The organism is Streptomyces sp. NPDC003720 (assembly GCF_042875075.1).
Taxonomy (GTDB): Bacteria; Actinomycetota; Actinomycetes; order Streptomycetales; family Streptomycetaceae; genus Streptomyces.
On record NZ_JBIANZ010000002.1, the window covers coordinates 450,142 to 474,323 of the forward strand.

The window sequence follows — 24,182 nt, forward strand, 5'->3', positions numbered from 1 at the left end:
GCCGTACACCGTGCGCTGGTGACGCTGGTCCCGAGCCGTGCGGAGCAGCTCGACGCGACGTACAAGGAGACCCTCGACGCGATCCCCGATGGCCCCGCTGAGGAGCGGGGTGTCGCAGCCGGGGAGAAGCAGGCCGATCTTGCCCTGAAGTCGAGGGAGGGCGACGGCCTGGATCCCGCCTCGGTCAACGCGCCCTATCCCGTGAAGCCCGCGGCGCCGGGCGTGTGGCAGCCGACGCCGCCCGACTACGCACCGGCGGCCCAGTACGGCAACCGTCTCGCCAAGCCGTTCCTGCTCAAAACGCAGAACCAGTTCCGGCTCGGCCCGCCGCCCGCCCTCGACTCCCGGCGTTACGCCGCCGACCTCGCGGAGGTGCGGGCGTACGGTGCTGCGGACAGCGCGGTGCGCAGCGCCCGCCAGACCGAGACGGCCACCTTCTGGCTGGGCTCCTCCCTCACCCTCTACACCGAGCCGCTGCGGGTGGCGCTCTCGCGCGCGGACCAGGGGATCGCCGGGCAGGCGCGGCTGGTCGCGCTCTTCCACGTGGCGCTGGTGGACACACAGATCGCCACCTCCGACAGCAAGTACACCTACGAACGCTGGCGTCCCGTCACCGCGATCCGCACCGGCACCATCGACCCTGACCCGGACTGGACGCCGCTGCACACCACCCCCGCTCATCCGGACTACCCCAGCGGCCACAACACCTACGCGGGCGCCGCACAGACCGTGCTGTCGGCACTGGTCGGGCCGCGTACCGCCCCGTTCGACCTGACCAGCCCCACCGCGCCCGGGGTGACGAGGACGTACACCGCCTGGAAGCAGCTCGCGGACGAGAACGTGGACGCTCGGGTCTTCTCCGGCATCCACACCCGGTCGGCCGACGAGGCAGGGATCACGCTTGGCACGAACGTGGCACGGTACGTCCTGCAGAACGCGGGACGGCTCCTCGCCCCACGCTGACCCTCCGAGCGCTCACCGGCAGCGCGGCGCCCAATCCGCGGTGCTGACGAAACGCAGGCGATGACCGTACCGAGGCCTCGCCGTTGTGTGGGGCCTCGGTGGGCCGGGCTCATTCGAACGCCGCCGCCTCGCGCGCCTGGGCCGCATGACCCCACCCCGGCGCACCGCCCGCAACTCCCGGCTGACGTTCTCGGCCTCGGCCCGCTCTGCGGCCGCCCGCTGACGCTCACCGGGGTGCCGTGTCCGCAATGCAAGACCTGCCCGGAAAATTATTGACCGACGTGGTGGACCTCTGCTGAACTCCCGTCTTATGAACCCGCGCGTGGACCTCACTCGGCGGCGCCACATCGACCTGGCGCACGTCTCCAGCGCGTTTTGTTGTCGCTGACGCGGCAAGGGATCGTCGTATCCACCTCCTGAGGGCTCCCCTCCCTCTCACCTCCCTCGTATGAGCCGGGAGCCTGTTCGCGCACGTCGACTCGGCCGCTGAGATCGCGGCTGTAGCGGTCCTGCGACCACGCGCCTTCTGCGACCACGCGTCCTCTCTCCGGCCGGCCCAGTCCGGTATTCCGCATGGTCGATCAGTCCTGCGCGGTACCCAACCCCCTTCACTCGACTCCCCGTTCTCCAGCACCCCTTGGCGTGCCCATCTGCCCGGGAGGGATCCCCTCATGCCTCCGTCCATCCGAAAGCTCACCGGCCGCATCGGCGCGGTCGTCGACGGCGTCGACCTCGCGGCGCCACCCGACCTCGCGACAGTCACGACGCTCCGAGACGCCCTCAACGAGCACAAGGCGATCGTGTTCGACGACGTGCAGCTCGACAACGCCGGCCAAGAGCGCGTGGCCGGGTGGTTCGGCGAACTCACCACCGCCCATCCGAACGTGCCGGCCGCCGACGGCACGACGAATGTCCTTGCCGTCGACAGCGCGACGTCCAAGGCCAACGAGTGGCACACGGACGTCACCTTCGTGGTCAACCCGCCGCAGCTCACCACGCTCCGGTCCATCGTGACCACGCCCTACGGCGGCCAGACGCTCATCGCCAACGCCGCCGCGGCCTACCGCGACCTGCCCGAACCGCTGCGCTCCCTCGCGGACACGCTGCGCGTCGTGCACACCAACCAGCACGACTACGCCCGCCCCGCAGCCACGACGGCGCAGCGACAGGAGTACGACCGGGCCTTCGTCTCGACGCCCTACGAGGCCGAGCACCCGGTCGTGCGAGTCCATCCGCTCACCGGCGAACGCGGGCTGTTCATCGGTGGCTTCGCCAAGCGGATCGTCGGCCTGTCGAGCGGCGACTCGGCAGATCTGCTGCGCATCCTCCAGTCGTATGTGACCCGTCCGGAGAACATCCTGAGCTGGACCTGGTCTCCGAACCAGCTGCTGATCTTCGACAACCGGATCACCCAGCACTACGCGGTGGACAACTACGACGACCACCCGCGCCGCCTCAACCGGGTGACGATCGCAGGAGAGGTACCGACCGGTGTCGACGGCCGCCGCAGCGAGCAACTGATCGGCGATGCCTCGCACTACAGCAGCGTGCTGGCGGTGGCGGCATGACCGATCTCGGCCTCAAGGCGCCGGCCGTCACCAAGGTCCCGGACGCCGAGACGACGGGCACGCGGGAACGCGAGGTGTTCCTGCCGCGCGACGCCCGCCGCCGGACGCCGCTCAGTACGCTCCGCGAGCGCCTGCGCTGGCCGCTGGGCATCTACACGACTCCGGTCGCCATCCTCATCGCCTGGGAGATCCTCGCCCGGGCCGGAGTGTTGGCGAAGACCTACGCCCCCGCGCCGACGTCGATCGTGAGGTCCGCCGTCGATCTCTGGCAACAGGGCGTCCTCGGGCCGGACTTGGCCATCTCGCTGCAGAGGGCCGGCATCGGTCTCGCGATCGGTCTGACGGCGGGCATCGTCAGCGGGGTGCTCGGCGGGCTGCTACGCAGTGGTGAGTACCTGTTCAACGGCTTGGTACAGGTGCTGAACACGATCCCCCTCCTCGCGGTGCTGCCGCTGATGATCGTGTGGTTCGGCATCGACGAGCTCACGAAGGTGCTGCTGATCTCCTTCGGCGCCGGTGTCCCGATGTATCTCAACCTGTTCGCCGCGATACGGGGCGTCGACCAGCGGCTGATCGAAATGGCGCGCACGACGGGCGCGGGCACCTGGCGCCTGGTGACGCGCGTGCTGGTGCCCGGGGCCCTGCCAGGGTTCCTGGTGGGCCTCCGGTTCTCCCTCGCATACAGCGTCCTGGGTCTCGTCGCCGCCGAAACCGTCAACGCCGACGCGGGACTTGGCTTTCTCATCACTCAGGGGCAGACCTATCTCCAGACCAATCAGGTCTTCGTGGGACTGGTGATCTACTCGCTCCTCGGTCTGCTCGCCGACCAGCTCGTCCGGGCTCTTGAGCGGGTGCTGCTGCGGTGGCGACCCAGTTATGAGGCGTCATGAGCAGCACGACCGCGACAGAGCCCCGTCGACAGACCGGGGCAGTCGTCGAGCAGGTGGTCCGACAGTTCGGTGACCGGGTGGTGCTCGACCACCTCGACCTCACCATCGCCGACGAGGAGTTGGTGATCCTGCTCGGCCCTTCGGGCTGCGGCAAGAGCACCCTGCTGCGGCTGCTCGCCGGACTGGACCGGCCCGACGGCGGGCGCGTGGAGGTCCCGGCCCGGCGTGCGATCGTCTTCCAGGCCGACCGGCTGCTGCCCTGGCAGCGGGTACTGCGCAACGTCACGCTCGGCCTGCGCGGGTACGACGCTGAGCAGCGGGCCCGCGACGTACTCGCCGAGGTCGGCCTCGCCGGCCGCGAGAAGGCGTGGCCCAAGGAACTCTCCGGCGGCGAGGCCCAGCGGGTCTCACTCGCGCGGGCGCTCGTCTCCGAGCCCGAACTCGTCCTGCTCGACGAACCGTTCGCCGCCCTCGACGCGATCACCCGGCTGCGCATGCACGACCTCGTACGCGCGCTGCGGACCAAGCATCAGGCGGCCATGCTGCTGGTCACCCACGACGTCGACGAGGCGATCGCCCTGGCGGACCGCATCGTCGTCATGAGCAACGGCCGCATCGGCACCTCGCACGAGGTGCACCTCACCGCCGCGGACCGCGAGGCGAGCATCGCACGCGAGGAACTGCGCGCCCGGCTCCTGGAAGACCTCGGCCTCGCCGGCCAGCACTGACCTCCCCGAACACCCTCACCCAGTACAGAAAGCACCACACCCATGCGAAAGAGAACCACGAGACTCATCGGCGCAGTCGGCTCGCTCGCTCTGGCGAGTACCCTCGTCGCCTGCGGAGGATCGTCGTCGGACACCGCCGCGCCGCTGAGCAACGCCGTCGACGCGAGTGACGCCAAGCACCCCGAGTGGAGCAAGTACACCTTCACGATCGGCGACAACGGCGGTGACGGCAGCCAGGAACTGGCGAAGGTCACCGGCGTGTTCGACAACGCGCCCTACAAGGTGAAGTTCGCCCGCTTCACCTACGGTCCGCCGCTTGTGCAGGCCGCCGCCTCGGGCGGCATCGACCTGGGCAGCGTCGGCGACGTACCGCCGATCACCGGCGCCGCGAAGGAGTACGGCTTCAAGGTCGTGGCCGTCAACCGCTCGCTCACACCCACCCAGTCGAACGAGAACATCATCGTGCCAAAGGGCTCGAAGCTGAAGACGGCCGCCGACCTCAAGGGCAAGAGGATCGCTGTCCCGCAGGGCAGTTCGGCCCACGGTCTGGCCTTGAACGCGCTGAAGAGCGCCGGTCTCACCCCCAAGGACGTGAAGCTGGTCTTCCTCGACCCGGCGGCCGGCGCCACGGCGTTCAACACCGGGAAGGTGGACGCTTGGTCGATCTGGAACCCGCAGTCGGCGATCGCGGTCAAGAACGGCGCGCGGATCCTGGTGAAGGGCCTCCCGCCGATCGACCAGACGAGCAGTTACTACGTCGCGAGCGACACGTCGCTGAAGGACAAGACCAAGCGTGCGGCTCTTACAGACGTCCTGAAGAGGCTGTCGCGAGAGTTCGCCTGGGCGGTCAAGAACCCCGACGAATACGCGCAGGCGCTGTCGAAGGAGCAGGGCATCCCGCTGGATGACGCCAAGGCGTCCCTGGCCGCCTACTCGAACCGGGTGACTCCGGTGGAGCAGTCGGACATCGAACTGGAGCAGAAGCTCGCCGACGCCTTCCTGGAGGCGGGGCAGATCACCAAGAAGGTCGACGTCCCATCGATCGTCGACAACCTTCTGCCGGCCGGTTACGACAGCTCGAAGCTGAAGGTCACCTCATGAGCGCGGGACGGAGGAGGCTCCACCTCAACGCCTTCCTCATGGAAGCGGGCCACCACGAGGCGGCGTGGCGGCTGCCGCACAGCAATCCCCGGGCCGACTTCGACCTACGGCACTGGATCGAGCTGGCACAACTGGCGGAGAGCGCCAAGTTCGACTCGCTGTTCCTCGCGGACGGCCCCGCCCTCATCGGCACCGGCGAGTTCCGGCCGCCGGGCCAGCTCGAACCGCTGACGCTGCTGACCGCGCTGTCCCAGGCGACCAGCAGGATCGGCCTCATCGCGACCGTGTCCTCGACGTACAACGAGCCGTACAACCTCGCCCGTCGGCTCGCGTCCGTCGACCACGTCAGCGGCGGCCGGGCCGGCTGGAACATAGTCACCTCGGCAGGGGCCGACGAAGCGGCCAACTTCGGTCTCGACGACCGCCCCGGCCACGCCGAGCGCTACGCCCGCGCCGACGAGTTCCTGAAGGTCGCCAAGGCGCTGTGGGACAGCTGGGAGTCCGAGGCCGTCATCGCGGACAAGGCCGCCGGACGCTACGCCGACCCCGCACGCCTGCACCGGCTCAGCCATGAGGGCAGGTACTTCAAGGTGGCCGGCCCGCTCAACGTCGAGCGTCCGCCACAGGGTTACCCGCTGCTGGTCCAGGCCGGCTCCTCGGAGGACGGCCAGGACTTCGCGGCATGGCACGCCGAGGCGATCTTCACCGCGCACACGACATACGAGCGTGCGGCCGGCTTCTACGCGGACATCAAGGCACGGACCAGGGCCGCGGGGCGCGACCCGGACGGTGTCATCGTCCTGCCGGGCATCGTCCCGTACATCGGCTCGACCGAGGAGGAGGCCCGGGCGCTTGCGCGGCAGTTCGACGAGCTGCGCGTCCCTGAGTACGGGCTGCGTCAGCTGGCCGCCGTGTTCGAGACCGAGCCGTCGGTCCTCGAACTCGACCAGCCGTTGCCAGAGTTCATCCTGGCGAGGCCGAAGCTGGAGGGTTCGCAGAGCCGTTCCGACCTGATCATCGATCTCGCGGTGCGCGAGAAGCTCACGGTCCGGCAGATCATCTCCCGGCTCGGTGGCGGACGCGGCCACTTCGAGTTCGTCGGCACACCCGAGCAGGTGGCGGACACGATCATCGCCTGGTTCGAGGGCGGTGCCGCGGACGGGTTCAACATCATGGCCCCCGGACTCCCCTCGGGCCTGACGGCCTTCGTCGAGCGCGTGCTGCCGATCCTGCGCGGCAAGGGGTTGTTCCGCGAGGAGTACGAAGGCACCACCCTGCGTGAGCACTACGGGCTCCCGGTGCCCGCGAACCAGTTCCACGACTGACCAGCTTTCCGGGCCTGATCCGCTTCCCACGGCCGGCCCGCTTCCCCTGGCCGACCCGCTCGCGACTCCCGCCGCTTCCACTTACCGAAGCGGCGGGAGTCCGCCCGCGCTGCGGGTCGAGGGCCTGCGCAAGACGTACGAGGACGGCTTCACCGCGGTGGCCGGCCTCGACCCTGGAGATACCGGATGGCGCGGTCTTCGGCCTGCTCGGCCCGAACGGCGCCGGGAAGACCACGCTCATCGGCTCGGTGTGCAACATCGTGCGCCCCGGCGCCGGCAGCCTCTCTGTCTTCGGGCACGATTACCGCAGCCGTCAGGTCCCCAGATTGCTGGGTCTGGCCGCGCAGGAGATCAACGCCGACCGGTTCCTGTCCATCCGGCAGATCCTGATCCACCACGCGCGATATCACGGCATCGGTCGAAAGGCGGCCGCCCGGCGCGCGGACGAACTGCTCGCCCCGTTCCGCCTCGACGACAAGCCCGACGTACGCGCCTACGAACTCTCCGGCGGCATGCAACGGCGCCTCGTCCCGCCTGCTCATCCTCGACGAGCCGACGGCCGGCGTCGAACTGCGCTCGGAGATCTGGCGGGTCGTGAAGGGCCTCAACGCGGTTGGCGCCACGGTCCTGCTGACGACGCTCCCCCACTCTCGGCTCCGCTCGAGCGGGACCCGTCTTCTGGCTGGTCCAGGTCGAAGGGATCGGGTTCCTCGGCCAGGGCGACGTCAGCGCCGGCTGGGCCCTTGCCGTGGTCTGGGTATGGCGGCGACGCTGACGGCCTGGTCGGCCGCAATGTTCGCCACTGGCCGACTCAAACCCTGAACCGCCGGCGCCCGCCACGGCGTCGCCCGGCACCCGATGATGCCGGGCCGAACGCGTGGGCCTCGGGTGCCTTCACACGATGGCCCTGTAGCCCTTCCAGCCCGTGGCGATCTTCGTGCGGCTGCCGAAGGAGCCTTTGCCGTTTCCGTTGTAGCGCCACATGTTGCCGGAGGCGTCCCGGGCGACCAGATCCGCGCGACCGTCGCCGGTGAAGTCGTTGACGCCGACGACCGCGTTGTAGGAGGAACCCCAGTCGCTGAACACCTTGACCCGGGCTTTGAAGCCGCCCGTGCTCGTGGTGTTCGCCTCATACCGCCACAACTCGTTGGACTTGTCTTGGACGAGGAGGTCACCGCGACCGTCGCCATTGAGGTCACCGACGCCGACGATCTTCTTGTAGCCGACCCAGTGAGAGGCGATCTTCGTGCGGGCGGAGAGCTTCCCGTTCGCTGTGCCCTTGAAAAGGTAGACGTCTCCGGTCGAGGACTGGCGGCCGATCAGGTCGGGACGGCCGTCACCGTTGACGTCGCCAGGGGAGGTGAGGACGTCATACGCGTTCCAGCCGGAGGTGCCGAGCGAGGTGTACGGCGTGGCGGGCGTCGCGGCCTTGCCGCAGGCCGGGCGGTAGGCCCGCAGGGTGGCGCCGGTGCGAACCAGCACATCGTTGCAGTGGTCACCGCCGAGGTCGCCGAACGGCACGACCCGGGCGGTGGACGGCCAGCCGGAGCCGGAGACCTTGCCGTCCAGCCTGCCCGTGCCGGTGCCGCGCTGGATGGTCAGGGTGCCGGAGGAGCTGAGCGTGAGGACGTCGCCGACCCCGTCGTTGCCAGCGTAGTCGCGCGGTGCCGCGGCTCCGGCCGTCACTTTGACGTCTCCGGAGAGGGTGAGAGCGGCACCCTGGCCGTCGGCGGGCCGGGCGGTGAGGGTCCAGGCGTACGTGCCGTTGGTGACGAGGCGGCCTGCGCTGTCCTTGCCGTCCCAGGCGGCCGTCAGCAGACCACGGGCGGCGGTGCCGGACAGCGTGCGGACGGTGACGCCGCACGCCTTCTGGCGGATCGTCACCTTCCAATCGGCGGCGGGCTTGGACAGCCACCAGGTGCCGGACCAGTGCGCGGCTCCTGAGGCGACCGTGGCGTCGACAACCGTGAGCGGGGATGCTGGAACACCGGTCGGTACTACGTGCACGCGCTGGTCGCGGTCGGCGTAGGCGACGCCACCGCCGAATCGGTCGACGGTCCAGCTGGTTCCGGCCCCGGTGTTGTCCCGGCCGAGGTCAGTCCAGTCGGCGAGCTTGCGACTCGGCAGGTCGGTGTGACTGCCACCGGCCGGCAGCCCGTTGTGCAGGTCGAGCAGTGTCAGCCCGCTGGCCGACTGGGTGCCGGGAACGCGCTCGACCAGGTATCCGTCACCGAGCAGGACCTGGCCGTCCGGGGCGGTGGAGGTGCGCCTGGTTGTGCGGTCGTACAGGCCCGAGCCGTGCACATCCCCCCAGGCGTCCTCGCAGACCCAGTACACGAAGCGGCCCACGGCCTGGAGGTCGGACGGGGTGCAGCCGTTGCGGGTGGTGAACGACTCGACGGTGGTCCCCGTGGGCAGCCGGGCGCCCGTGACGTTGCCACCGCTCGCCGCGCCGCTCCACAGGGTGTTCCCCCATACGGCCGCGGCGACCCGGTCGCGTTTGAGCAGGACCTTCCCTGCCCCGGCGGTGGCGAACTCACCGATGTACTGCTTGCCGGAGGAGGCGCCGTCGACGACGGCGTACCGCCCGGAAAGGTCCGCGAGTTCCGGGGAGTCGTCACCGGTGTCGAGAGTCGGACCCCAGTCGGCGACGCCGTTGGTGCGGAGCATGGTCAGGCCCGACTCGGTGGCATCGCGGCGGCCGTGGTGGCCGGTGCCGTCGGCGAACATCCGGATGCAGCGGGGCGTGGTCTCGTCGCAGAAGCCGTCCCAGCCGCTGACCAGCCCGTCCACGGTGGTCCGGGTGGGGCTCGGGGTGCCGCTCGTGTTCAGCCAGGTGCTGCGGTAGGCCCCGAGGATGGTGTTCGGCTCGTAGAGCGTGCTGTCGTCGGCCGTGCTGAGGATGCCGCTGCCGAGGGACAGACCGTGAATCTGCGCGGGCATCGGCTGCACGGTGGTCAGACGGCTGCGAGTGACCGAGCCGTCGACGCCCTGGGCGACCCGGTACACGCCCCAGTCGAGGTCACCCCGGTCGACCTGGTGCGCGGCGCCCGCCACGAGGACGGAACCGTCCGGAGCTTGAACGAGCTGATGGGCGGCCGGATCCATGATCGTGGTCGATGCCGTGTCCGAACCGTCAGAGGTGAGGGCGAACAAGGGCTGGCCGCGGTATTTGTTGTCGCCCGGCGCCATCGGCTCGACGCCCAACAGTACGGACCCGACGACGCCGTAGGCGGCCTCGTACGACAACGAACTCGTCTCAAGGGTGCGGGGCTCCGCGGCCAGGTCGGCCCGGTCGAACACGTCCACCTTGCCGCGTCCCGGGCGCAGCCGCAGGACCGCGCCGGGGCTCAATCGGAAGCCGGTCACCTCCCAGCCCTCCTGCGGGCTGGGACGGTCGGGCAGCGGATCCGACGCGCCGGTGACGAGGTCGACGATGCTCCAGTGACTGCCGTCGTCCATCTGATATCGCAGGATGACGGACCGTGCGTCGCCGTCCGCTACGCGGACGTCGGCGGCGCTGCCGGGAAGTCCCGTCACCGGCGTCTCCCGGACTACGCCGTCCTCGATCCGCCGGAGCTGATAGGCGTCCGGGTTGCCGTTGCCGGTGTTGCTCGTGCTGGTGAGGACGGTGTCGCCGAAGGTGCCCTGGTACTCGTGGTACTCGGGCACGGGTACGACGACGGTGTCCCCCGGGGTGCCGACGCCCCGGCTGAGCGTGACCTGGTCGTTCTCCTCCGAGTAGAGGGCGACGGTGTCCGATCCGTCTCCGTAGTAGCCGGGTCGGAAGGAGACGTCCCCACGGTAGGAGCCGTCGTCGACGTCGTACTGGAGTGGGACCGCCATGCGCTGTTCGAGCGCAGTGGTGGTGCCGGTGGCGTAGTCCGTCCACAAGAACCGGTCGTCGTCCTCCTGCGCCCACAGGAAACCACTGGTCCCGGCGTTGAGTATCCGGGTGAACCGGGGGACCGCCCGCGCCGCGGCGGGCAGGACAACGCCCTGGGCGGAGGCCGTGGGCGCAGCCGGCACCGCCACCGCAGGCGTCTGCGCGAACCGGAGGCCGAGACTCAACGCCGCCACGAGGACGGCCGCGGTTCCTCGTGCCGAGCGTGGGCCGAGGCGGGGTGTGTGCCGACGTGGGCTGAGTTGAGCCACCGGGTTCCTCCATAGGGGGCGGGGGAGCAGGGGCAGGAGGTATGGAATGCCCTCGCATTGCCTCCGGCCCCCCGGCCGCCCCCCCCCGCGCGTTTGCGAGGAGGCTAACAGCATGGACATGACCTTCTGCCCATGAGCTCGCTTCCGTGGACGAGGCGCCAAGGCGCGGGCCCTGTGCCGGCGGCGGTGTCAGTCGGCAGCGCTGGTGGCGCCGGCCACGTAGTCCTCAGCTTCAGCAACCGACCTCCCCGCCGCCTACCCGGGAGCCGGCTCGCCGCCGACTCGGAAACCGGCACCGCTGCCAGCTTCCGCCTTGCGGGTGACGGCACGGGGCCTCCGCGTTACCCTGCCCGGCTCAGCCAGTCCCGGGGACGGTGCGACGTCGGACCCTCCAGGCGACTGCCTGGACTCCTCTGACTTGAGGTCAACTAGCCCCGGTGACCGAAGCGATAGTTCGGTGGTCTAGCCCCACCACCCGCCTCCCGCTAAGATCACGCGAACAATTGTTTGATTACAGTGAGGGTTGATCATGTCAACGTTGCGCAAGCGTGTCATGTCCGTCGGGGGAATGTTCGCCGCCTTGACTGCTGCCGTAGTCTTCGGCGCGCAGCCGGCCTCGGCGGTCAGCTTCAAGGTGTACACGCAGGACTACGGCAAGTACGTGCACGGCGCCGGGACGGAGAACTTCCGCGCCTACGGCGACTATATCGATCTCTGCGACGACGACTCCGACGGTGCCGGTGTCGTGGGCTACTGGTACGTCAACTCCGGTTCCGTCCACTCGTGGTACAACGGCGACGGTGCCGGTATCTGCCTGACTCAGAACCACGACTTCGCTGAGACCTCCGAGGTTCACATGAGGGTCTGCCTCCGTGACAACGGCGTGGAACTGAGCAACACCTGCAGCGACTGGGTGGACTTCAGCGCCGGCGGCAACTGACCCGCACACACCGCTGACGGAGTGGTCCGCCCCGGGATTTGGGGGGCGGACCACTCTTGCGGTGGCACGGCGATGCAGCGCCGCGAGGGGCCGCAGTCGGCGATCACCGTGGTGTTGCCGAGGCCTTCGTCCCAAACAACTCCCATGCCCTGCAGTCGTTGCGCGGTTGCCGGGCACGGTTGGCCAACCGCGACACCAGGCGCTGGTGGTTGGTGGAGTACCCGTGGTTCTTCGCCTGCTCGCGTTCTTACCGTCACCGTCTGATCAGGCCGGGCCCGCATGCATCTCTCGGCTGTTGGAGGATCCGCCGCCGTACCGGGCCAACGCGGTGCTGCGCGGCCCCCGCCACCTCCCCGTCGTCATCGAAGGCCTCACCGTCTGAACACCGCCGCCTCGACCGGCCCTGCTCGGCCACGCGACGCATTCGGGTGTGTCCACCGACAGTCGTCGCCAGTGCGAACCCACCTGCCCGTACGCTGTCGGCCGGTGGCGTGGACGACAGGCTGGGAGTGGGCATGGACGGTGCGGCGAGTGGCCCCGGTAGCCAGGGCCGTCCGGGTGGTCCGGGCAGCCTGGCGCTGCGGTTGCGGCGCGAGCAGGACGTGCTCGCGCGGATGCGCGGGACCGAGGACCGGATCGCGGACGCGATCACCGCCTTCGCCGGCACCATGCACTTCGTCTACATCCACGCGGCGTGGTTCACGATCTGGATCGTGTGCAACATGGGCGTGTTCGGCCAGGGGCTCGTCTGGGATCCCTTCCCCTTCGGGCTGCTCACCATGATCGTCAGCCTGGAGGCGATCTTCCTGTCCACCTTCGTGATGGTGAGCCAGAACCGCCAGGCCACCCGCGACAACGTCCGCGCCGACCTCGACTTCGAGACCAACGTGCGCTCGGAGGTCTGGTCGATCCACATGGGCCGCGCCCTGGGCGTCGACCCGACCGAGGTCGAGCGCAAGGTGCAGGAGGTCCTCGCGGAGAACCGCGCCCGGATGCTCGGCTCCGGCCAGTCCTCCGCTTAGCCGGCCGACTGCTCCGAACCGGTGCCTCACGGCTACGGCATCGGCCCTCGCCGTCATACGCCTGGCGCCGACCGCCAACGAAGAGCCCTTCTCGCCACTGCCAGGGGTCGCCGGGAGTGGATGATCAGAGGACGACGGCCGTGGTGCCGGCTGCCGACGGACGGCCTCCAAGCGACGGCGCTGCGCCTCGACCCAGCCATCGGCCAGGTCCACGGGCACCACCATGGCCGTCCCCGAGCCCCGGCCGTCCTCCACGGTGATCACGGGAACCGAGAACTGGGTGTTGAACTCGTTGATCCCCGGGTTGCTTAGGTCGGTCATCCAGCAGACGCTGCGGCCGGCAGCAAGCTCGTCCAGGGCCTTCGCCCAGTCGTCCAGGTCCTGGGGGGACAAGCAGAGGTCGAGCCGGCCGTTGCAGAAGCTGCTCGTGATGACGACCTCGGCGGCCAGGTCACCCGAATCGCGGCGGCCCAGCACCCGGACCACCACGCTGTTCTCATGATCGGCCAAGCGATCAGCTCCCCCGCTATGCCCTCACTCACGTACACCCCTCCAGCGCAACACCCTCGCCGACCATTGTGCAACAGCCGCAGGACAGCCACGACTAGCGGCTTTCGCCCGCTCGCCCGGAGGCCAGCCGCTGTGGCGGAGAACCGGACGCAGCGCCCCGCGGTCCTGGTCCCGGCCTCGGTCCTGCTAACTTCGGTCCCCGGTCGTGGCGGGTGGTAACGAGGGGCTTGATGACGGCAGGAAGTGAACCGTTCCTGATGTGCGTCGAAGACGCCTTCGACCGCAACCAGGGCCGGCTGGTCTTGCTGACGGGCCGGATCGAGCGCGGCCGGGTCCGTGAAGGCGACATGGTGGAGACCGTCGGCCTCGACGGCGGCACACTTCTGCCCGTCAGAGGCGTCGAAGTGCACCACCGACGTATCGACGAGGCGGGTGCGGACACGCATGTGGGCCTGCTGCTGCCCGGCGTGGCGTCCAGTTCGATTGAACGCGGACAGGTGCTGGCGGCGCCTGGCTCGGTCGTCGCTCATGCTCGCTTCACGGCGGACATCGCACTGCTGGCCGAGGACCACGGCGGCGCGGAGATACGCAGTGGTGAGCGCCTGCAGTTCCACGTCCGTACCGCCGTAGTCCGGGGGACGGTCATGCTGGCCCCCGACACGGACGCACTCCCACCACTGCACAGGGGAACGGTCACGGCCGCCCTCGAACGGCCCGTCGCCCTCGAGGAAGGCCAGCCCTTCGCCTTCCGACAGCACGGCCGTGCCGCCGGCACGGGGACCGTGACCCGACTTCCGAACTGACCGCCCGCGCGGCCACCGACCGGCATGCGAACAACACCGAACTTCCCGCACCGGCGGGCCCGGGCGGGGCGCGACCGGGTCAACAGCTGGGCGAGCAGCCGACTCGTGATGCGAGGCGACCGGTTGCCGTCACCGTGGCCCGCGGGCTGTTCCCGGCTCGGTCGATAGCGCTTGGAACTCAGCGCTGGAGACCGGGTGCCGGCTCGATGACGTCGGGGCGCAGACTGGATCGCCCCACGAGTTGCCCTTCATGCCGAGGCGCGCCGCGACGACATCATCGAGGAAGCGTGCGGGGACGCCGACCGTCTCGTGGAACCACCGCAGCGAGTCGCACTCGGGGCAGAGCAGGAAGCACATCCCGTCGTCCTTGAAGCGGTACCGCTGGACTCAGTCCTGCTCGCAGCGCCGACAGACACCGTCGGCTGGGGCATGACCGGCACGATGCTCGAGCGCACGTGCACGTTCCGCAGCCTGCAGGTGGGCACCGTAGGTGTGTGCAGGCCGCTCATTCCGGGGCGACGCGAATGAGGCCCGGGCCGGCATCGACGAACGACTCCCCAGGTTGCACGTCGTGGCCGTTGTCGCAGCGGAGCACCGCATGCACCGGCGCACCGCAGTTCTCGTGGCGTACGACCACCGGGGGCCCCTGTTCGTCGGCGGCCCAGGTGTCGCCCCACTGGCGCAGCGCCATGATGACGGCCCGAAAGTCCCGCCCCTTCTGCGTCAGTTGATAGGCGTACCGGGTCCGCTGGCCGGGCTCCTGGTAAGGGACGCGCTCCAGGAGACCTGCGGCGGTCAGCTCTTTCAGGCGCGCCGCGGCGGCAGGTTCTCCAATGCCCACACGCCTGGCGAAGTCGTCGAACCGGCGTGTGCCGAGGAACGCCTCACGCATGATCAGCATCGCGGTCCTGTTTCCGACGATCTCCAGAGCCCTGGCGATTGAGCAATTGGCCATGGACCAGGCGTCCCGTTCCTTCAGCAGATCCTTCATTTCCCCACCTTCCGCCTGGCTTGCCTTATGCGAAGCCAGCCTATACCGTCGAGCCTGACTTTTGGAAGCGTAAGTCAGCCTAGAGGCGTGCCTCCCGAGGAGGAATCATGGACATCAGCACATCAAGGGTTCTGGTCACAGGGGCCAACCGCGGGCTCGGCAGGGCACTGGCTGAAGAACTGGTCGCGCGCGGTGCCACGGTGTACGGGGCATCCCGCCGACCGGATCAGATCGATCTGCCCGGCGTGAAAGCGATACGGCTCGATGTCACCGACCCCGCCTCCGTCGCCGCGGCGGCGAAGGAAGCCCGTGACATCACCGTGCTGATCAACAACGCGGGCAGTTCCACGGGCGCCGATCTCCTGACCGGCAGCTGGGACGCCGTCCGTCTGGAGATGGAGACCCATTACCTGGGCACCCTCGGCATGATCCGTGCTTTCGCCCCGCTGATGGAGGCCCAGGGCGGGGGCTCCGTCCTCAATGTCCTTTCCGTGCTGTCGTGGATCAGCTTTCCCGCCGTCGGCGCCTACGCCGCAGCCAAGTCCGCGGAGTGGAGCCTGACCAACGCGTTGCGACAGCAGCTCGCACCCCGGGGCATAACCGTGGCTGGACTTCACGTCGGATACATGGACACCGACATGGCCCGCCACGTCACCGAGCCCAAGACCGACCCGGTGGACGTCGCCCGCGCTGCGGTCGACGGCATCGCCTCCGGGGCTGCCGAGATCGTCGTCGATGACCGCAGCCGTCAGGTACAGGCTGACCTCTCCGGTGGCATCGCCGCCCTGTACCCGCAGCTCGGCTGAGACGAGGACACCGTGACCTCCACTCCATCCCCCGCGCCGGGCCGACTCCGGCCGACCGACCCGCACACGGATGTCCGACCCTTTTCGGACCAGCTCTCTCGGCGCGCCGCCGCCGTCACGCTCATCGCGATGTGCCTGGGCGCCATGACGACCTTCCTGCTGATCACCGCATCGGTGTCAGCGATGTCGGCCATCCAGGATGATCTGCACGTCACTCCCACCGGCCTGGTCTGGATTCCCTCCGCGTACGCCTTGCTCGTGGCCTGCCTGGTGATGTCTGCGGGCACCGTCGGCAATCTCTACGGCCGCAAGCGCACCTTCCTCACCGGCGCCGCGATCATGATCGTCGGCTCGCTCACCGTCTATGCCGCGCATTCAGCGGGAGGCGTCATCGCCGGCCAGCTCGTCTCCGGCCTCGGCGGCGCTCTCATCCTGCCCAACAGCCTGGCCATCCTGGGAGCGGCATTCCCCGACCCCCACCGGCGCACCGAAGTCGTCACCGCCTGGGCGGCCTCCTCGGGCATCGGGCTGGCCGCCGGCCCCCTGATTGCGGGCACCCTCCTGGACCACTTCCACTGGAACACGGTCTTTCTGTCGACCGCTGTCCTCGCCCTGGTCACCATGGCCGTCGCCGCCTTCGTCACCGAATCGCGCGGCCCCGACGGCAAGCTCGACATCCCCGGCCAGATCCTGGCCGTCATGGGCATCGCCGCTCTCGTCTACGCCCTGATCGAAGGCGGACATGACGGTTACACCAGCCCCAGCATTCTCACCGCCTTGATCATCGCGGTCGCGGCTCTGAGCGGTTTCGTCCTCGTCGAGCGCGCCGGCCGCACCCCTATGCTGGACATGACCTTGTTTCGGTCGGCGTCGTTCAGCGCCGTCATGTTCGTAGGCGCGGTCTCCCTGTTCGGCTTCACCGGCATGGCCATCCTGTCGGTGCTCTTCTACGAGCGCGTTCAGCGACTGTCCGCCCTGGACGTGGGATGGCGGCTGCTGGCCTTCTTCGGCGTCTACGTCGTCGTCGCCTACGCGACCGGACGCGTGATCCGCCGTACCGGCTTCAAGCTCCCGTTGACCCTCGGCTTCATCCTGGGCGCCGCCGCAGCAGCCGGACTCACCACGCTGGATCCGACCACCCCCTATGCCCGGGTGTGGTGGCTGTACGGGCTCTTCGGCGCCGCAAGCGGGATGGTGGCCGCGCCGAGCACCGCCGCCGCCTTGGTCAGCGTCTCGCACGAGCGCGCCGGCATGGCTTCCGGAGCCGTCAACACCTTCCGCCAGATCGGATCCGTCACCGGCTCCTCACTGCTGGGCGCACTCCTCGCCAGCCGACTCCAGTCCCAACTGCCGGCACGGCTCGGCGCCCACCACGTCCCCCGCGCGGCCTGGCCCGCCGTCGAGCACGCCGTCTCCACCGGCAGCGGCGCCCACCGAGCGGTCCCGCCGAACGTGACCGCCGCGATTGACGACGCCTTCACCTCCGGCGTCCATGTCGGCATGACCGTGATCGCCGCCGTGTTCTTGTGCGCGGCCCTCGCCTCGGCCCTGCTGATACAGAACCGACCGCACCACACCACCGCCACGATGAACTGACGTCCAACTTCCGTGAGCGACGCCGCGCACTGTGGGTCCGTTGCGCAGCGATGTCGACGCGGTCTACGGTGCCGGGCCGCTGCATGGGGCGTGGCTCGCCGTGGAAGACCTGGCGGAGCGCGGCGGCCCCAGAGCACTATGACATGTTCCCCGGGCGGCTGTGCTGTGGCCGATGGAGCCCGGTGCGACAAAGATGCGGTGGTCATCCGCCGAGCCGGCCCCTGATCCGGCTCACACCTCGGAAACGCGCGCCATGGAAGGATGCACATGCCAGGGCCGTACTGGAAGGAGACGTCATGCAGGTAGCCGTGGTCACCTTCGACGGGTTCAACGAACTCGACAGCTTCATCGCATCCGCGCTGATCAACCGATGTCGCAAGGACGGCTTGGAAGCTTTCATCACCACCCCGACACCGGTAGTCAGGTCGATGAACGGTGTCGAGGTGACCGGACAGCGCCCGATGGAATTTGTGACCGAAGCCGAGGTGGTGCTGATCGGCAGCGGCGTGAAGACACGAGACGTGGTCGCCGACGACCAGTTGATCTCCCGGCTGCCGCTTGACCCTTCGCGACAACTCATCGGTGCGCAATGCTCCGGCGCGCTCGTGCTCGCCCGGCTGGGGTTGTTGGACGGCATGCCGGCTTGCACCGATGTGAAGAGCCGACCCTTTGTCGAAGCCTGCGACGTGACCGTGCTGGACGCGCCGTTCCACGCCGAGGGGAACATCGCCACAGCAGGCGGCTGCCTGGCGTCCCAGTACCTCGCCACCTGGGTGATCACCCGCGTGCTCGGGGAAGGCGCCGCGCAAGACGTCATCGGCTACGTGGCTCCAGTCGGCGAAAGCCGGGAGACCATCGAGCGTGCCATGCGCGCCGTCCACACGGGCGCTATCGCACTGCGCTGACGTCGAACACCGAAGACGTCCGGCATGCAGCGGGCCTGCCCCGGGCCCGCCGCGACGCCTGGGGCTGTGGGAGCGTGGAGCCGGGACGTCGCCGCTGGGCCGGCCGCCATGCGGTGGGTCAGGTGACGCATGCACACCCGGCAGCGGCCTTCGCTTCGGCCGGGGTGTGGGAGGGGTCGATGGCCTGGTCGCCGGGCGTGCAGCAAGCGGTGGTCCGACAGCATGCCTGCGGCGTGCTGTAGGCGCTCCTGCCGAGGGTGTCGGCACTAGCCTTGACGACGTAGATCTCCCACGGTTCCTTGCCGGAGCCGGTCACCCACACCTTGTCCTGCAGGGCGTAGCAGCAGGAGGTGACGTTCTGCTCGAAGGTGGCCAGCCCTGATTTCAGCCGGGTGGAGGAGTCGGTGACCTCCTCAGTGGTGGCGACCTCGACGCCGAGGTGGTCCAGGCGGGTCTCCTCGCCCGCCTGTCCCTCGAAGAGGACGAGCTTGAGCGGCGGCTCGGTGAGGGCGAAGTTGGCGTATCCGTCGCGGCGCTTGGCGGGCTCGGCGCCGAACAGCAATCGACCCGGCTTCCCCCGATCATCCGCACACCGACCTCATCCAATGAGCTGCATGGGTGGCCGAGGAAGCCCCCAGGAAGTGCTGTCGGCGTTGACCACGTTCTTGGCCCCGTGCCGCGCACAAGAAGGGAGCAGGCGGCCCTCAGCTGCTGCGACGCCCGGCGATAGCCGGAGTCGGATTGCGGGTCGGAGATGCGGGCACTGCCGTCGCAGTGGGGTGCATGGCGCCTCACGGCGTTGTCGGCGTCAGCCAGTGAACAGCCCGGGGTTCTTGTGAACGAACCCGGCTACTCCTGCGGCTGACCCGCGCGCTGATCGCCGTGTCGGCCGCCTCGAACCGGTCCAAGGCGGACCAGGATCCCACCACCTGGCTGCCGCCGGCCACCGCATACCGCTCGCTGCCGGTACGTCACCGACTGGGGCCGACAAGACCCGCTGGGGCCTGAGCATCGACATCGCCGAGCAAAGCGCACTGTCTGAGGAACTCGGCAACTGCGCGGATGCTCCGATCACTGTCGTCCTGGCACGCTGACTGCCTTCCGGGCCGTAGCGACAGGGCGGGTGGTGCTGGGTCCTGCCCTGCAGGGCTGCGGAACGAAAGGTGTGCTGGGAAGGCCGCCTGGATCCGCCGTCGACCGTCTTGCGTGCAAGCGAGGCGGTGCAGTCGGCCGTGCTCGTAGGAGGCCGCCGTTGGCCGTCGCCGGCACCTCCAGGCCTGCGGCGCTCAACCGTCCGTGCCACCACCGCCGTCCATTGGTTGCGGATGTGCCCTGTGGCCCGGCATCTGCAGACTGAATGTACGCACCCGAACCCGTGCGGGAGGCCGCTGTGACAGCTGAACCACATTCCGTGCAACCAGACATGGTGATCACTGCAGTCGACGGCCGGCATGCCGAGGTGACCCTGTCGGGGGAAATCAGCACCCTCCTGCTCCGCGACCTCGAAGCGCTACTAGCTGATCCGCGCCTGCACGCCGCAGAGCACTGGGTACTGGACCTGCACAAGGTGACCGGCATCGACCTGGCGTGCGTCTACGCCCTGCTGCGGGCCGTGACAGAGCACTCCGGAACGGCCGCCGTGTGCGGTGCGCGACGCGCCGTGCTGCGCACCCTGCGGCATGCCGGCCTGGACAAGGCAATGGTGATCGAGTAGGGCCCGAGTGCCGCACACGCGGAGCGTGCCAGATTGTGGCGGGTGGCCGGTCAGAACGATGGTGATCCGTCGGCCTGGGATACGAGGTGCGGCCGGTGCGGATGGCGTGAGGGGGTGCGTTCGATGATCAGGAAGGCTGCGTCGTCGGTGAGCTGCTCGCCGGTGTGCACGAGCAGGTCGCGGTGGATCTCCTGCAGCAGGGCATCCGGGCTTGATGCCTGAAAGGAAGCGACCCGATCGGCGAGCGGGTAAAAGGAGCCGGTCGGTGAGCGGGCTTCGATCACGCCGTCGGTGTACAGCAGCAGCATGTCACCCGGTTCGAAGGTGAACCGGTCGGTGCGATCGCTGCCTACGCTGAGGGCGCGCAGTCCCAGCAGGGATGATCAGCGCGGGCGACGGCCAACAGGTCGCCTCCGATCTGAGCCTCGTCCTCGGCGGCAAGATACAGCCAGGCCACCCGCAGCGGCCCGATCCGGCGGGGTGGCGGCCGCAGCAAAGCTCGCTGCGTTATCTCGGCCACCGACCGCAACCGGCTCAGCTCCCGGGCATGCCGCTCCCGTACGTAACAGACGAAGACCACCAGAGCCGACAGCCCGCGCCGGTGCTCGGGGAGCCGCTCCCCACGGATATCGCGTAGACGCATATGCCCTTTCTGCGCTCTTCTCGGCCCGCGCAGGCTCCCGGAGCCTCACACTCACGCGGGATACCGACCCCCGGCCTGGCAGCAACATCGTGCCTATGGAACGCGTGCGGAACTGCTTGCGTTGGCCGGGACCCGTGCCCCGTGTTCGACGGGAGGGCCGCGGCCAACATGATCGACACCGTTGGCACGCATCCCAGAACGGCGAGGAGCATGTAGACGGCGGACACCACGCAGTAGGCGACCGCGTCCCCAGAGTCTCAGAGTGGCCGGTTCGCCCCCATGCGAGATGGAGAACGATTTGGCGTGCGCAGGCTTCTCGCGGCTGGGCAGCGTTGCCCGCACCAGCACGGCCGCTGCCTACCTCCCCTGGCCGTCGTCGAGGACGAAGAGTGGCTTGGTGCCGTGTGCGGGTGCCTCGGCGAGCGAGACAGCTTCGGTGAAGCGCTCGAGCGGGAACGGTCGGCCTCGCGGGATGGTCAGCACCTCGGTCGTGACGAGATCGCGGACCTGGGACAGCGCCTGCAGCGCGACATCGGGTGAGGCGGCGCCGAACCAGCGGTTCAGCCAGAAACCCCGGACGGTTTTGGTCTCGTAAATGACCGAGCGCGCCTGGAGGGGGATCGTCAGCGCAGCCGGGTCCGTCTGCCGATGGGTGGAGAGGGCGCCGTAGACGATGACTTCTCCTCCCGGGGCCAGTGCCTGGGACACCTGGGCGCCCACGGGACCCGCTACACAGTCGAGGGCCTTGCGCACGCCGGCCGGTCCCGCTGTCTCGGCCACCCGCCGCAGTAGGTCCTCGTCCTCGGTGCAGATGACCGCGTCACCACCGACCGCTTTGATCTCTTCGACGGCAGCGCGTCGGCGTACGACATTGAGGGTGCGGATGCCGAGATGCCTGCACACCTGGATGACTAGGCGGCCGACGGTGGAGCCCGCGGCCGTCTGCAGCAGCCATTCGCCGGGCTCACAGTCGAGTTCGCGCGTGACCAGGAGCAGCGCGGTCAGCGGGTTGACCGCGAGCTGGCAGGCGCTGAAGTCACTGAGCAGGTCAGGGACCGGCAGAAGTCTCCGCGTGTCGGCCACCAGGTACTCCTGCCAGGTGCCGACCGGAGAGGGCCCGGGTACCGCCGGGATCGCGGCGACCACCACCCGCTCGCCGACCGCCGGTCCTTCGGTGTCCGCGCCCAGGCCCGCGACACGGCCCACGCACTCCATGTGGCCCCCGACGGCGGGGAAGTCGAGGGAGAAGCCGTAGCGGCCGCGCAGCACGTGCAGATCGCTGGCGTGGATCGGGGTCACGTCCACCCGAATCAGTGCTTGACCCGGTCCCGGCGCGGGAACGGAACGAGACTCCAGCCGCAGGACGTCAGCGGGCTCACCGGCCTTCACCGCCACGAGCGCGCGCATGGTCGAAGACATGAGCGGCCTTTCCGTTCTTCACAGGCGTTGCCGTCGTCGGCATCGCCAGCCCCGAGCTTTCATCGGCGTCGCCGCGCGGACCACCATGGACTGCGGACGACCGCGACAACACTCAGCCCCGTGACCACGACTGCTCGCCGCAGCGCACCTCTTCACTTCGTGGCCACAACGTTCCTCCCATCACGCTACGCCAGGAGCCGGGTAGATTCCTGGTAGCGGACCGTCCACGATGAGGCGCAGGGCCGTTGCGGGGCCGTGCCGGCAGATGCCGGGACTCTCTACCGCCTCTGGCTGAGGATCCAGGGCACTGGCGCCGGCCAAGCGCAGGTCCGGGGACGCTCGGCCCGCTCGCCTTGCGAGGCGTTTGTGCACGGGTTGATTCTGAGGTAGAGGCATGCCAACCCACCGTATGCACCAGCGCAGGCGGCTGCGGGCTTTCGACTGCGGCGGGCCGCGCGGGGAGCGGGCTACCAATGAGGCTTGTCGTCGATCTCAATCGGTGTCAGGCGTACGCGCAGTGCGTCTTCCTCGCCCCGGACGTCTTCGCCCTGCACGGCGACGAGGGGCTGCTGTTCTCGCCCCGTTTCGACGAGGGGCTGCGTGACCGAGTGGAAGAGGCCGCGGCCGCCTGCCCGGTCCAGGCCATTCTCGTCGACTACTCCGACAAGCCGACGAAGGGGGTGCAGCCCCGTGTCGGCTGACACCGACGTCGCAGCCCTGCGCCGGGACGGCCGGATCGTCGTCGTGGGCGCGTCCCTGGCGGGCCTGCGTGCCGCGGAGACCCTGCGCGAGCAGGGCTTCACCGGATCACTCACCATGATCGGCGACGAGCCGTACGAGCCCTACGACCGGCCTCCACTGTCCAAGCAGGTGCTGCTCGGGCGAGCCCGGGCCGAGGACACACAACTCCCACGGCGGCGTGACGTCAATGCGCAATGGCGTCTCGGTGTTCCCGCCGAGGGCCTGGACAGGGACGCCAAGCAGGTACGCCTGGCGAACGGCGACACCGTCGGTTACGACCGTTTGCTGATCGCCACCGGAACCAGGGCGCGCCCGTGGTTCCATCCTGAACAGGCGGAGCTGGACGGGGTGTTCGTCCTGCGAACCCGCGACGACTCCGCACGCCTGAAACGGAAATTGACCAGCGGCTCCGCGCGAGTACTGGTGATCGGCGCGGGCTTCACCGGCTGTGAAGTCGCTTCCGCGTGCCGCGAGTTGAATCTCGATGTCACGGTCGCCGAACGCGGCCCGGCGCCCCTGGTGGGCGCACTCGGTGGTGTGATCGGCGCGGTCGCCGACCGGATGCAGCGCAGGAACGGCGTCGACCTCCGATGCGGCGTCAGCGTCACGGCCCTGGAGGGCGACTATTCCGGTCGGCTCAGGCGTGCTCACCTGTCCGACGGCACGGCGATCGACGTTCAGGTGGCGGTCGTCTCCCTGGGTGCCCTGAGGAACACCGAATGGCTGGCCGGTTCGGGGGTGGCCGCGGGACCTCGGGGCATCGCCTGTGACGCTGGATGCCGGGTGTTCGATGTCAACGGCATCGTCACGGACGACATCTACGCCGCGGGGGACGTCGCACGCAGTCCGCACCCGCTGTTCGACTACCAGTTCCTCTCGCTGGAGCACTGGGGCAACGCCGTCGAGCAGGCGGAGATAGCGGCCCACAACATGATCTGTCCAGGCCCTGATCGGCGCCCGCACCTGTGGTTGCCGATGTTCTGGTCCACCCAGTTCCGCGTCAACATCAAGTCCGTGGGCATTCCCTCGATGGGCGACCAGATGGTCATCGCCCAGGGGACACTCGCCGAGGAACGCTTCGTCGCCGTGTACGGCTACCGGGGCCGGGTCATAGCCGCGGCGTCCTTCGACGGTGCCAGGTGGCTGGGGTTCTACGAGGAGCAGATCGCCGCCGCCGCCCCGTTCCCCCCGGACTACCGCCTGGGCGACCGCCGCACCAGCACCGTGCCCGTCATCGACCCCGAGTTCCCCGACCCCCACCTGCCCACCCACGGGCCCACCGTCACCCTCACGGGCCACTCACCGAGCGAACGGCGGGTCAAGTTCGTGCCGTCACATGCCTGATCCGCGTGCAACCCTACG

At 69.1% G+C, this 24,182-nt stretch carries 20 protein-coding genes and 2 pseudogenes; 16 read left to right on the plus strand and 6 right to left on the minus strand.

From position 1 onward, the window contains the following. Positions 1 to 18 precede the first annotated feature (18 nt). The 7 genes and pseudogenes from ACFYU0_RS07575 to ACFYU0_RS07605 form a co-directional block, all read left to right on the plus strand. Complete coding sequence (locus ACFYU0_RS07575; RefSeq protein ID WP_389298515.1) at positions 19 to 963, plus strand: vanadium-dependent haloperoxidase; 945 nt, start codon at positions 19 to 21, stop codon at positions 961 to 963. 671 nt (positions 964 to 1,634) lie between these two features. Then, positions 1,635 to 2,531, plus strand: a complete 897-nt coding sequence (locus tag ACFYU0_RS07580) for a TauD/TfdA dioxygenase family protein (protein ID WP_389298516.1) — start codon at positions 1,635 to 1,637, stop codon at positions 2,529 to 2,531. Next, positions 2,528 to 3,421: an ABC transporter permease gene (locus ACFYU0_RS07585; protein WP_389298518.1), complete on the plus strand. Its 894-nt coding sequence runs from the start codon at positions 2,528 to 2,530 to the stop codon at positions 3,419 to 3,421. The genes ACFYU0_RS07580 and ACFYU0_RS07585 overlap by 4 nt, the downstream gene beginning before the upstream one ends. Beyond that, positions 3,418 to 4,149 carry an ABC transporter ATP-binding protein gene (locus tag ACFYU0_RS07590; protein ID WP_389298519.1) on the plus strand — a complete coding sequence of 244 codons (732 nt, stop codon included), beginning with the start codon at positions 3,418 to 3,420 and terminating at the stop codon, positions 4,147 to 4,149. The genes ACFYU0_RS07585 and ACFYU0_RS07590 overlap by 4 nt, the downstream gene beginning before the upstream one ends. Before the next feature lie 42 nt (positions 4,150 to 4,191). After that, on the plus strand, positions 4,192 to 5,250 hold the full coding sequence (locus ACFYU0_RS07595; protein WP_389298521.1) for an ABC transporter substrate-binding protein: 1,059 nt from the start codon (positions 4,192 to 4,194) through the stop codon (positions 5,248 to 5,250). Next, positions 5,247 to 6,575: an LLM class flavin-dependent oxidoreductase gene (locus ACFYU0_RS07600; RefSeq protein ID WP_389298523.1), complete on the plus strand. Its 1,329-nt coding sequence runs from the start codon at positions 5,247 to 5,249 to the stop codon at positions 6,573 to 6,575. The genes ACFYU0_RS07595 and ACFYU0_RS07600 overlap by 4 nt, the downstream gene beginning before the upstream one ends. Before the next feature lie 203 nt (positions 6,576 to 6,778). Then, positions 6,779 to 7,042 (plus strand): annotated as a pseudogene (locus ACFYU0_RS07605) (ATP-binding cassette domain-containing protein); the annotation flags it as partial. A 427-nt stretch (positions 7,043 to 7,469) separates the two neighbouring features. Here ACFYU0_RS07605 and ACFYU0_RS07610 read toward each other — a convergent pair. After that, positions 7,470 to 10,655: an FG-GAP-like repeat-containing protein gene (locus ACFYU0_RS07610; protein WP_389298524.1), complete on the minus strand. Its 3,186-nt coding sequence runs from the start codon at positions 10,653 to 10,655 to the stop codon at positions 7,470 to 7,472. Positions 10,656 to 11,310: 655 nt separating this feature from the next. On the opposite strand from ACFYU0_RS07610, the gene ACFYU0_RS07615 reads away from it, so the two are divergent. Both ACFYU0_RS07615 and ACFYU0_RS07620 read left to right on the plus strand, forming a co-directional pair. Then, a complete protein-coding gene (locus ACFYU0_RS07615) occupies positions 11,311 to 11,670 on the plus strand; it encodes a hypothetical protein (RefSeq protein ID WP_389298525.1) in 360 nt (119 codons plus the stop codon). A 491-nt stretch (positions 11,671 to 12,161) separates the two neighbouring features. Further along, complete coding sequence (locus tag ACFYU0_RS07620; RefSeq protein WP_389298527.1) at positions 12,162 to 12,692, plus strand: DUF1003 domain-containing protein; 531 nt, start codon at positions 12,162 to 12,164, stop codon at positions 12,690 to 12,692. Between the two features lie 165 nt (positions 12,693 to 12,857). On the opposite strand, the pseudogene ACFYU0_RS07625 reads toward ACFYU0_RS07620, so the two are convergent. Further along, positions 12,858 to 13,202, minus strand: a pseudogene (locus tag ACFYU0_RS07625) (DUF5959 family protein); the annotation flags it as partial. Between the two features lie 230 nt (positions 13,203 to 13,432). Here ACFYU0_RS07625 and ACFYU0_RS07630 point away from each other — a divergent pair. Then, positions 13,433 to 14,005 carry an EF-Tu/IF-2/RF-3 family GTPase gene (locus ACFYU0_RS07630; protein WP_389298528.1) on the plus strand — a complete coding sequence of 191 codons (573 nt, stop codon included), beginning with the start codon at positions 13,433 to 13,435 and terminating at the stop codon, positions 14,003 to 14,005. 505 nt (positions 14,006 to 14,510) lie between these two features. Here the strand turns inward: ACFYU0_RS07630 and ACFYU0_RS07635 are convergent. Further along, positions 14,511 to 14,996 carry a winged helix-turn-helix transcriptional regulator gene (locus tag ACFYU0_RS07635; RefSeq protein WP_389298530.1) on the minus strand — a complete coding sequence of 162 codons (486 nt, stop codon included), beginning with the start codon at positions 14,994 to 14,996 and terminating at the stop codon, positions 14,511 to 14,513. Between the two features lie 107 nt (positions 14,997 to 15,103). On the opposite strand from ACFYU0_RS07635, the gene ACFYU0_RS07640 reads away from it, so the two are divergent. From ACFYU0_RS07640 to ACFYU0_RS07650, 3 genes are all read left to right on the plus strand, one after another. Then, positions 15,104 to 15,802 carry an SDR family oxidoreductase gene (locus ACFYU0_RS07640; protein WP_389298532.1) on the plus strand — a complete coding sequence of 233 codons (699 nt, stop codon included), beginning with the start codon at positions 15,104 to 15,106 and terminating at the stop codon, positions 15,800 to 15,802. A 129-nt stretch (positions 15,803 to 15,931) separates the two neighbouring features. Further along, positions 15,932 to 17,398, plus strand: a complete 1,467-nt coding sequence (locus ACFYU0_RS07645) for an MFS transporter (protein ID WP_389298534.1) — start codon at positions 15,932 to 15,934, stop codon at positions 17,396 to 17,398. 296 nt (positions 17,399 to 17,694) lie between these two features. After that, the gene (locus ACFYU0_RS07650; protein WP_389298536.1) at positions 17,695 to 18,303 is read left to right on the plus strand and encodes an AraC family transcriptional regulator; all 609 of its coding nucleotides are present in this window, start codon (positions 17,695 to 17,697) and stop codon (positions 18,301 to 18,303) included. Between the two features lie 118 nt (positions 18,304 to 18,421). Here ACFYU0_RS07650 and ACFYU0_RS07655 read toward each other — a convergent pair whose 3' ends face one another. Further along, on the minus strand, positions 18,422 to 18,865 hold the full coding sequence (locus ACFYU0_RS07655) for an ArsI/CadI family heavy metal resistance metalloenzyme (protein WP_389298538.1): 444 nt from the start codon (positions 18,863 to 18,865) through the stop codon (positions 18,422 to 18,424). Between the two features lie 861 nt (positions 18,866 to 19,726). On the opposite strand from ACFYU0_RS07655, the gene ACFYU0_RS07660 reads away from it, so the two are divergent. Then, a complete protein-coding gene (locus ACFYU0_RS07660; RefSeq protein WP_351667089.1) occupies positions 19,727 to 20,017 on the plus strand; it encodes an STAS domain-containing protein in 291 nt (96 codons plus the stop codon). A gap of 50 nt (positions 20,018 to 20,067) precedes the next feature. Here ACFYU0_RS07660 and ACFYU0_RS07665 read toward each other — a convergent pair whose 3' ends face one another. Continuing rightward, positions 20,068 to 20,325: a SpoIIE family protein phosphatase gene (locus ACFYU0_RS07665; protein ID WP_389298539.1), complete on the minus strand. Its 258-nt coding sequence runs from the start codon at positions 20,323 to 20,325 to the stop codon at positions 20,068 to 20,070. A 692-nt stretch (positions 20,326 to 21,017) separates the two neighbouring features. Then, complete coding sequence (locus ACFYU0_RS07670) at positions 21,018 to 22,079, minus strand: zinc-dependent alcohol dehydrogenase family protein (protein WP_389298540.1); 1,062 nt, start codon at positions 22,077 to 22,079, stop codon at positions 21,018 to 21,020. A 473-nt stretch (positions 22,080 to 22,552) separates the two neighbouring features. Here ACFYU0_RS07670 and ACFYU0_RS07675 point away from each other — a divergent pair, with 473 nt between their 5' ends. Both ACFYU0_RS07675 and ACFYU0_RS07680 read left to right on the plus strand, forming a co-directional pair. Continuing rightward, positions 22,553 to 22,780: a ferredoxin gene (locus tag ACFYU0_RS07675; RefSeq protein ID WP_351667085.1), complete on the plus strand. Its 228-nt coding sequence runs from the start codon at positions 22,553 to 22,555 to the stop codon at positions 22,778 to 22,780. Further along, positions 22,770 to 24,164, plus strand: coding sequence for an NAD(P)/FAD-dependent oxidoreductase (locus ACFYU0_RS07680; protein WP_389298542.1), 1,395 nt, complete (start codon positions 22,770 to 22,772; stop codon positions 24,162 to 24,164). The genes ACFYU0_RS07675 and ACFYU0_RS07680 overlap by 11 nt, the downstream gene beginning before the upstream one ends. Positions 24,165 to 24,182 lie beyond the last annotated feature (18 nt).

Coding starts and splice junctions, on each gene's coding strand:
- ACFYU0_RS07635 (WP_389298530.1), bottom strand. CDS start 14,996: ATGAAGGATCTGCTGAAGGAACGGGACGCCTGGTCCATGGCCAATTGC.
- ACFYU0_RS07590 (WP_389298519.1), top strand. CDS start 3,418: ATGAGCAGCACGACCGCGACAGAGCCCCGTCGACAGACCGGGGCAGTC.
- ACFYU0_RS07670 (WP_389298540.1), bottom strand. CDS start 22,079: ATGTCTTCGACCATGCGCGCGCTCGTGGCGGTGAAGGCCGGTGAGCCC.
- ACFYU0_RS07580 (WP_389298516.1), top strand. CDS start 1,635: ATGCCTCCGTCCATCCGAAAGCTCACCGGCCGCATCGGCGCGGTCGTC.
- ACFYU0_RS07650 (WP_389298536.1), top strand. CDS start 17,695: ATGCAGGTAGCCGTGGTCACCTTCGACGGGTTCAACGAACTCGACAGC.
- ACFYU0_RS07660 (WP_351667089.1), top strand. CDS start 19,727: ATGGTGATCACTGCAGTCGACGGCCGGCATGCCGAGGTGACCCTGTCG.
- ACFYU0_RS07665 (WP_389298539.1), bottom strand. CDS start 20,325: ATGCTGCTGCTGTACACCGACGGCGTGATCGAAGCCCGCTCACCGACC.
- ACFYU0_RS07600 (WP_389298523.1), top strand. CDS start 5,247: ATGAGCGCGGGACGGAGGAGGCTCCACCTCAACGCCTTCCTCATGGAA.
- ACFYU0_RS07595 (WP_389298521.1), top strand. CDS start 4,192: ATGCGAAAGAGAACCACGAGACTCATCGGCGCAGTCGGCTCGCTCGCT.
- ACFYU0_RS07585 (WP_389298518.1), top strand. CDS start 2,528: ATGACCGATCTCGGCCTCAAGGCGCCGGCCGTCACCAAGGTCCCGGAC.
- ACFYU0_RS07630 (WP_389298528.1), top strand. CDS start 13,433: ATGACGGCAGGAAGTGAACCGTTCCTGATGTGCGTCGAAGACGCCTTC.
- ACFYU0_RS07675 (WP_351667085.1), top strand. CDS start 22,553: ATGAGGCTTGTCGTCGATCTCAATCGGTGTCAGGCGTACGCGCAGTGC.
- ACFYU0_RS07645 (WP_389298534.1), top strand. CDS start 15,932: ATGTGCCTGGGCGCCATGACGACCTTCCTGCTGATCACCGCATCGGTG.
- ACFYU0_RS07640 (WP_389298532.1), top strand. CDS start 15,104: ATGGACATCAGCACATCAAGGGTTCTGGTCACAGGGGCCAACCGCGGG.